At 44.5% G+C, this 9335-nt stretch carries 5 protein-coding genes; all 5 read left to right on the forward strand.

The window, feature by feature from the left end; all coding sequences use genetic code 11:
* The first annotated feature begins 62 nt into the window (after positions 1-62).
* Positions 63-1814, forward strand: a complete 1752-nt coding sequence (locus QVD32_RS05810) for a hypothetical protein (protein WP_008861231.1) — start codon at positions 63-65, stop codon at positions 1812-1814.
* Between the two features lie 20 nt (positions 1815-1834).
* Positions 1835-3223 carry a DUF5723 family protein gene (locus tag QVD32_RS05815; RefSeq protein WP_008861232.1) on the forward strand — a complete coding sequence of 463 codons (1389 nt, stop codon included), beginning with the start codon at positions 1835-1837 and terminating at the stop codon, positions 3221-3223.
* Between the two features lie 644 nt (positions 3224-3867).
* Positions 3868-4935, forward strand: a complete 1068-nt coding sequence (locus QVD32_RS05820) for a tail fiber domain-containing protein (protein ID WP_118687489.1) — start codon at positions 3868-3870, stop codon at positions 4933-4935.
* A gap of 11 nt (positions 4936-4946) precedes the next feature.
* Positions 4947-7472 carry a C25 family cysteine peptidase gene (locus QVD32_RS05825; protein ID WP_118687488.1) on the forward strand — a complete coding sequence of 842 codons (2526 nt, stop codon included), beginning with the start codon at positions 4947-4949 and terminating at the stop codon, positions 7470-7472.
* Between the two features lie 19 nt (positions 7473-7491).
* Positions 7492-9335 (forward strand): hypothetical protein (locus tag QVD32_RS05830; protein WP_287710160.1); only part of this gene is annotated, 1844 nt, incomplete at its 3' end.

Raw genomic sequence — 9335 nt, forward strand, 5'->3', positions numbered from 1 at the left:
TGCGACGGAAAGAAAGGGGTTAATATGTTAAAATATAATAAACTATCGATTTAATACACTTTATGAAATTTACAAAATTTGCTACAAGTAGCTTGATTTCCGGGTTACTGTTAGGTCTTTTCTCGTGTATCGATAACGATTATGACTTAAACAAAGACATCAATTTGGAAATCAGTGTAGGAGGTAATCTGAGTTTGCCCATCGGCAAAACCGACACGATACGGCTCAGCCGTATGATTGAAGAAGGGGACGTTCTCCATGTCATCGACGGAAAATACGTAATTAACAAAGCGGATAATATTTCCGAAAATATCGACGCTATCGATCCCGTCGTGATAGACGACTTCGCTCCCGACTTTAAGCCTTATACAAGACGTTTCGAAACCCAGACCGGTGAAATACCCGATATACCCGGATTGGAAGTCCCGGATATAGAAGTGGAATTCGAAGCAGATATACACACGACAGAGAACTTCAACATCAACACCGAAATACCGACAGAGGTAAAAGCGGTAAAAAGTATAAAAGTCACCGATAATAACGGACAAACACTTCACACGACACTCGACATTACAATATCGGGAATGCCCGTTTTCTTACCTCGACTTTACTTAGTAGGTGTCGAATTGAAATTTCCTCAGGTACTCGATTTCGACATAGAAGCTAGTAACGAAATCGTTCGCGACGGCTCTTCCATTTTCATCTCCAAGACAGTCGAACTAAGTCAAGGTAGCGGTAAAATATCCATTCCCATTACCGTCTATGGATTCTCAAATCCCATAGTAGAAAACGGGACTTTGATTCTGACCGACGAAATTGCAATCAATGGAAAAATTTATGCCGACAAACAAACCGTAGGAGCCGACGATCTCGAAAACACGACAATCAATATCCAACCCAATCTCACTTTGCCGACTCCGCAAATACGGGTGGATAAAGTCGCAGGAACCATAGTGCCCAATGTAGACATAAATACATCGGTATCCCTATCCGACCTACCCGATTTCCTCAAAGAAGAAGGAACAGCATTGGAAGTAAAAGATCTTTCTCTCGGCCTCTCTGTACAGAACCCCATCGAAGCGCCTATATCCACGAAATTCCGAATTTCACCGTTGAACGAAAACGGAGACGTGGTAAATGACAACGTGGTGAGTCTGGCATTAAAAATAGCCGGAGGACAAAAAAGCGACTTCACGATCACCAAGAACTCTCCCGAAATTACATCGGGCTCCCTCACGGCCCTGCTCCACACGATTCCCGACAAGATCGACATAGAAGTAACCGAAGTAGAAGTGGAAAGTGAAAACGACGACCAAGCCATCTCATTAGGGAAAAACGATTACAACATAAACATCGATTACAACATAAACGTTCCGTTAGAATTTGAAAACCTTCGAATTTTCTATAACGACACGATAGAAGACCTCAGCAGCGACTTGGCCGATATCACCGATAAAGTCAAACACCTCGAAATCTCTGCCGTTGTCGACAACGCCATTCCCGTGGATCTCACGCTTTCTGTCGAACCTCGCAACGAAGCCGGGGAAATTATATCAGGCATTACGTTACCCGAATCCGTAAAAATCGAAGCGGCTCCGAATGGAAACGGCACGATACAATCCACAGCCGTAAAAATCACCATCAAAGAAGAGCGAGATAAAGCCCTTCAAGAACTCGACAAACTATCGATAAAAATCGAAGGAGTCAACAGTGATGGCAATAACGATGTCACCCTCCGCCCCGACCAATTCATCGTTGTGCGCATGTCGGCGAAACTTCCCGATGGAGCACAAATGGATTTAGACGATTTGTAATAGATTAAAACCAGAAAGCAATGAAACACAATATAAAATACATACTGAGCGTATGCATAGGCATCGCTTTGACAATGGGATTGTCGGCTCAAACGCTCAACTCTTCCTATTTCATGGAAAAGATGACGAAACGCAACCAGCTTAATCCAGCCCTGAAAACGCCCAACGGATACGTCAGTTTTCCTGCACTCGGCAATTTCTATTTAGGAGTGAACTCCAATTTAGGACTTGGGACATTCCTCTATCCGAGAGGCAACGAATTGGTCACATTCCTCCACCCCAGTGTCCCCGCCGACGACTTTCTCGGCAAACTCACTCCCAACAATACCGTCGAACTCGATTTGGGATTAGACATCATCTCTTTTGGATTCTGGGCATGGGGTGGACAAAACACGTTCAACCTCGCCCTCAAAAGTTATTCGGGAGCATATATGCCCAAAGAAATATTCCAATTTCTCAAAACCGGACAAAAAGAAACCGGGATTACCCGTTACGACATGAGTAACATCACGGTTTCGACCGACAATTACGTGGAACTCGCATTAGGACACGCTCGGGACATTAACGACAAATTGGGAGTTGGAGCCAAAGTAAAAGTGCTGGTAGGTGCGGCACATGCCGAAGCAAGGATAGATCGCATGGATATATCCATGTCCCAAGACGAATGGTTCATCAAACAAGCCGGACATATACAAGCCTCTTCCCTCCTGAAATTAGAGACCGATCCCGAGACCGGAGAAATCACCGACTACGACACCGGAGATTTCGGTGTGGCAGGCTTCGGACTGGGATTCGATTTAGGGGCGACTTACGAGCTGATCGATAACCTCACCTTATCTGCGGCCCTTACCGACATCGGATTCATGCAATGGAACAACCTCACTCGTGGAGAAACCGATCCCACCAAAGAATTCCGATACACAGGATTCGACAATATCGGAGCCGAAGACGACGAAGAAGGAAACAACCCGTTCGACGATAAAGCCGACGAGTTAGGAGACGATTTGGAAGCGCTGGCAAAATTCTATAAATCCGATAGCCAATCCGTTACCAATTCGTTACGCACGACCATGCGCATTGGCGCAGAATATAGCATTCTGGACAATCACATCTCTTTCGGACTACTTTCCACGACTCGCTTCGGCGGACATCGCACCTATGCCGAAGGTATGGCCGCCGTGAACTTCCGCCCGTTATCGGCGCTCCACATCACCCTCAACGGCTCCGTTTCCAATATGGGTAGCTCCGTGGGAGCCATTCTCAACGTATGCGCACCCGGCTTCAACCTGTTTTTCGGCACAGACTATTTTGCCACCAAATATTCCAAACAGTTCATTCCCATCAATCATGCCCGAGCCAATTTCTGTTTCGGCATAAATTTCACATTCGGGAAAAAACACGAAATATAAAAACGTAAAACACAACCGTTTGAAAAAATTTCAAACGGCTGTCCACAACAAGACAACCGCTCATGCGGAGCAGCGAAGCGAGATCGTCCATAAAACTTTTAGGGCGGCCTCGCTTTTTTCATAACACCGCAACAGGCCCACCACCTCGACACAATAAGAAATCAGTAAGAATTATCTTTACTTCCAATCCCTCAATAACGAAAACAGAATGAGACCTCCCCCTCTCCCACAGCTCATCACAAATGAGATAAGGAGGGGAGAGAATTGAAAGTGGTACTTCTCGTTTCGGCATAAAGATAGATTTTCACTTCTCCCCCTGCCGTACCCCGCAGCATTACGGGGTGTCACATATAGAATCGGAGCAGAAGCGAAAGGGAAATACATCTCACCCTCCTCCCCTATGTTTTGCCACACAATATATAGGTGTGGAGTACCCGCAAGGCAAGAGGGTAAACCCTACAATCACAACTCCTAAATACACAATACTCTCCCTTAAAAGTTCTATATATAATTATTGTTAACAACATATATTTTCATAATAAAAAACACAATAAATCAAAAATAAATCAATTATATTTACATCGTTTCTAAACGAAATAACCTCATTGGAATAAACTAAAATTTAATACTTAATCGAAAATATCATGAAAACAAATCGCCTCTTTTTTGTAATAGCAGTATACAGTTTTTCTTTCTGCGTAATGGGACAAATGAAAATCCAAAACGATGGACAAATTTCAATAGGTGGATATGGTTCAAATTCTATGGGCTCCTCTACTTTGAACCTTTTCCCCAAAAACGAAAAAGCCCCTGCCCGTATTTCATTTTATAATTCGGTAAGTAACCCTGTAAATGATGTTTATATCGGACGATATATAACTTCGGAAAATCCATCGTTATTCCATTTATATGGCCGTGAAGGATTCTGCTTTTCAAGTTCCGAGGGAGACGTAGTTCTCTATGACAATGCCAATTATGGTTCGATGATACAATTCTTAAATGTTGATGTTATCGGTTATTTTTATTCACCATCTGACAGTCGTTTCAAAAAAAACATACAACCGCTAAACAACACACTCTCGGGATTACTCCGACTCTCGGGAATCAGTTATCAGTTGAACAAGGAAACTCCTGCCGGAACAAACAACATAAAAATAAACAAAAAAGAAAATGCCCGTACCCATTTCGGATTCTTGGCACAAGAGGTAAAAGAGGTTTATCCAGAATTAGTGCGTACCGATTCAGCAGGATACATGTATGTCGACTATATAGGCATGATTCCACTGATTGTTAACTCCTTAAATGAAATACAGGCAAAAGTCGACTCGCAAGAAACTGTCATCACCGAATTGCAAAAAGATCTGGCAGCCTTGCGGGACGGAACACCCATAGGCGGCGCACTCCGCAAGTCCGAGCGACGCAATACCGCAGTCGAGTCGGAAAGTGCTATTGTTCCCGCCCTCTATCAGAACAATCCCAATCCGTTCAGTGCAACCACCGTCATACGTTTTGCCCTACCCTACGAGACACAACAGGCCGATCTATATATCTACAATCTGCAAGGCGAGCAGATACGCCGCATGGAAATCGCCGACCGAGGTGAAGGAAAAGTAACCTTGCAAGGCTCGGAGCTCTCGGCAGGAATGTACATCTACTCCCTCGTGGCCGATGGGAAAGAGATAGACAGTAAACGTATGATATTGACCAAATAGAGGCAACACTCATGAAACCGATAATATCACGATTGAGGCATACGGTCGTCGCCCTGTTGTTTGCCCTCTCCATCTCGGCAGCCAATGCGCAAATCAGCTATACGGCGACATTCGACCAACACCTTTTGACAACCGACACGGTTAGTGAAAATGGCGACTCTTACCTTCGACTCAGATATCCCGACTTGTGGACACAGTCCGCAGCCGGTACGCCCGAGCTGCCTGTACACTATTTGCGATTTTCCGTTCCTTGCGATGCTACCGATTTCACGGTTTCCGTTACGGGAGAGACCACAACTGCGACTCGGTATACGCTACCGGTTTATCCGACCCAGCCGCCTATTCCCTCCGACAGGAATACAAGCGAGCAACTGTTCGTTTCCCCCGACAGCACGGTATATAGCAACAACCGATATTGGCCGGCTGTTCCGGTACAAGTGGTAGACGAAGGATTTCTCGACGGTGACAACCACATCGTCACCGTTGCTGTATGCCCGATAAGTTACGCTCCGACCGATGGTGAAATCCTCTTTCGTAATTCCGTGACCGTTCGTCTCGATTATTCGGTGAAAAACGCAGGTTCCGAAAACCCATCGCGCCTTCGGGCGATATCCCGCAGAGCAACCGGCAGAAATAACGTTCGATGGGGAAGAGAGGAGGCGAAACGGATAGTCGTCAACCCCGCTCAGGTCGATGGGTTCGCCCCTGCGACAGCGACCCGTTCAGCCTCGTCCCGGACAGTTACTACTTTACCCGACTTCGAATATACCGTTGTGACAAATCGGGAATTAGCTCCGGCTTTCGATCGCCTCATCGGGTGGAAACGGCAAAAAGGATACTCGGCAGGAGTAGTTTGTATCGAGGATATCTTAGCGTGTCCCGATTTTCAAGGGGGCGATTTGGTCTCTAACATCGACGATGATGCCGGTAAACCGCGAGCCTATCTGAAATATACCTACGACTCCGGCTCTCTCCGCTACGCCTTGTTAGCGGGCGATTATACCGTATTGCCCATTCGATATGGAACGGGAAGACGGAGCATAACAATAAAGGATTCACAAAATCAAGATTCTAGTATTTATGTTGATTGGCCTATTCCTTCTGATTTGTATTTTAGTGATTTTAATGGAAATTGGAATGTCGATGGAGATTCTTTGTATGGGGAATTTGAAAGTAGTGAAATGTATACTATGGACTATGCTCCGGAGATTTTTGTGGGTAGATTGTTATGCACCAATCGGCAGGAGATTGCAAACTATACCGAAAAACTGATACGGTATGAGCGCAACCCCGGCAATGGCGATTACAGTTATCTGCAAAAGGCTTTTTATCATCAATGTGATGAATTACAAGGTATACATGAAGCGGATTCTGTATCTTCTAATTTTAGCCCGATTTTCCCGCAATATACTATTTTTGAAGAAAAACCTTCATATAATACGGAAAATCCTACATTTCCGAGCGGTTCGGAAGTAATAACGGAAATGAATGAGAGATACGGTTTTTTCAGTTGGCATGGACACGGTAATCCCGGCGGTATCGGTACAAAGTCTCATAAAAACCATGAATATCCTTATTGGGGGATTCTTGCAGTACAAGGGGTAACTTGTCATCATGTTTTTGAAGAAAGCAATGGATTAAATAATTTAACGAATCAAGACTATCCGGCCATAGCCTACTCAACAGCCTGCGATGTGACACCATTCGACATATATGAACAATATAATGTAACATATAACATAGGCAGTTCCTTTACGGTAGCCGGCTTATATGGAGGTCCTGCCTTTTTGGGTAATACTCGAAGCGGTTGGATTGGTTCCTCTGTAAGATTAGAAAAAAAATTCGTAGAACAAATAAAAGAAGGTAATAATCAAATAGGTGTAGCGGAGGCTTTTTCAAAAGTAAGTTTTGCGTATAACAAATATTCACGTTGGTGTAGTTTGACCCACAGTTTAATCGGCTGTCCCGAATTCGAGATGTGGACCGATATCCCTTCGGTATATGATGATATCTCGGTTGCACGTTCGAACAGTTCGATTACAGTGGCCGGTAACGGACTGAACGGCAGTAAAGTGGCAATAACCTCTGGAATAAACGGATTACCCGAAATAAAAACTGTGACGGGAGCAAGCGTAACCTTCAACGAAGTCTCTCCCAACAGTGTAGTGACGGTTTACAAGCACAATGCCATACCATACATTGCCCCGCTATACCTGCAAAACGACACGCTACGTTCTTCACAATATTTACACGTGAACAACGTCCACATCGGCCAAGCGGTAGATACGAACCGGACGGAGGGAGACGTTGTTTTAAAATCGGGAACTCTCACGTTGGAATCCGGTGGAGATGTATGGATAGACGAAGGGGTAATCATAGAGAACGGTGCGACATTGATAATCGAGTGTAAAGGAAATGTAACAATCTCCGGTGGAACAGTGGAGCGCGGTGGCTCGTTGCGAATCGATGCCGGGGGAGAGATAATGATACAAAAAGGCTTCGAAGCAAAAATTGGGGCAAATGTAGAATTTAAATAATATAGGGAGGAACCGAAATATGAAAAGACTATTATTGTTGATTGCCGTGTCGATAGTATGGAGCGGTAGCGTCTTGCAAGCACAGGAATACGAGTATGTCCCTTTGGTACGGGAGGGAATAGAGTGGGGGTATAAAAATGGTGAGATTTATCGGTTCATTGGCGAGGAAATTATAAATGGTAAAGTATATAAGCAACTGGGGAATAGTAGCCGTGATTATCCGGATAGTTATAAAATTGCAGGTTATGCCCGGGAAGAGAATAAGGTTGTTTATCGCTTGTACTCGAAAGATGCCGAAGAAGTTCCCATTTATGATTTTAATGTAAAACAAGTAGGCGACATTATGCAGGCATGGCATACAGAACCGGGGTATTTCGGCATGAAAGTAGAAAGCCTCGATTCTATTTTAGTAAACGGGAAATACAGGAAAATGATAAAACTGGAAAACCAAAGAGGAGAATGTATCGAGGGAATCGGAAGTACCGAAACCGGATATAACATTTTGTATCCGTTCTATCAAATCACTTCGGAGTTTGACGAAAAGACCAAGAATAAACTCGAATACGTAAAAAATACTGCCACCGGTAAAAACGAATGGCAAAGACCGAATGATAATTTAGATGATAAATATGAATATGTCCCTTTGGTTCGTGAAGGGGTGGAATGGGGATACACCGGCGATCTGGGCGACTACCGCTGTCAGATAAAAGGCGACACGATAATCGATGGAACGACATATAAAAAATTTTATAGGTACACGACCTGCGGATTGCAAAAGAATACCCCCTGCTACGTGGTAGTAAGGGAAAATGACAAAAAAGTGTACTATCGGGAAATAACCGGCGATAACCGTGAAGAACGATTAATCTATGACTTTTCTCTTGAAAAAGGAGATATGTCTATCTTATATAGCCGTTCGGCTTTGGATTATATGCAGATAGATGTCCGTTATGTAGATACAATACAAGTGGGTTCGACCTATCGTAAAAGGTTAGAATATCTTATTCATGACGTAATAGAAGGGATCGGCGGTTTGAAAAATGATTGGCTGGTCGCCGCCTTCACCATAGCGCCATGTGTTCCAGATTGCAATGTCTGGATATATTTGTCCTATGTGAAAAATCTTGTCACCGGCGAATATGAGTACGGGAACAAGGGGGCTTGTGGCGACACCTATGCATATGACCCTTACGTGAAAGATTGCAATTTCGGATTTTATCACCACGACCCGGAGGACCGTTACATCTGGGACATCGACGTATTTGCACATTACTACATAACAGGAGAAAAAGCTGTAAACGGAAAAATCTATAAACAGTTCGTCGAATCGAAAAGTTGCGACTACGCTTCCGGCACGGAGATCGCTCTCATTCGCGAAGAGGACAAAAAAGTCTACCTCTTGGACGGAGAAAAAGAGTGGCTATGGTATGACTTCACTTTGGAGAAAGGCGATACAATTACCATTGAATCCGCATCGCCCCTTAACCCGTCGGGCGAGAAACTAAAAATACCGGTCGTGAATACCGACACATTTGAGATAGGCGGTAAATTACGCAAACGCATATATTTGAGAGGATATGATACATGGATAGAGGGATTGGGAACGGAAAACCGTCTTCCCCTGCACTCGTTCGAGCCAAGTTGCGGAATGGACTGCGGCGATAAGCTATACTACCAACGAATTGGCGACAAAATCTCTTACTTGGATAACTATTTTATACATGACTTGTTGGAGCCTTGCACGTCGTCGGTCTTAGATACACAAATCGAAGCCTTGCGTATCGCCCGTACCCCCGATGCCCTGATTGTGACCTTGCCGGGCACAGGCTATCGATTGGCCGAGCTCACCGAGATGACCGGCCG

This window comes from Barnesiella sp. (assembly GCF_022723415.1).
Lineage (GTDB): Bacteria > Bacteroidota > Bacteroidia > Bacteroidales > Barnesiellaceae > Barnesiella > Barnesiella intestinihominis.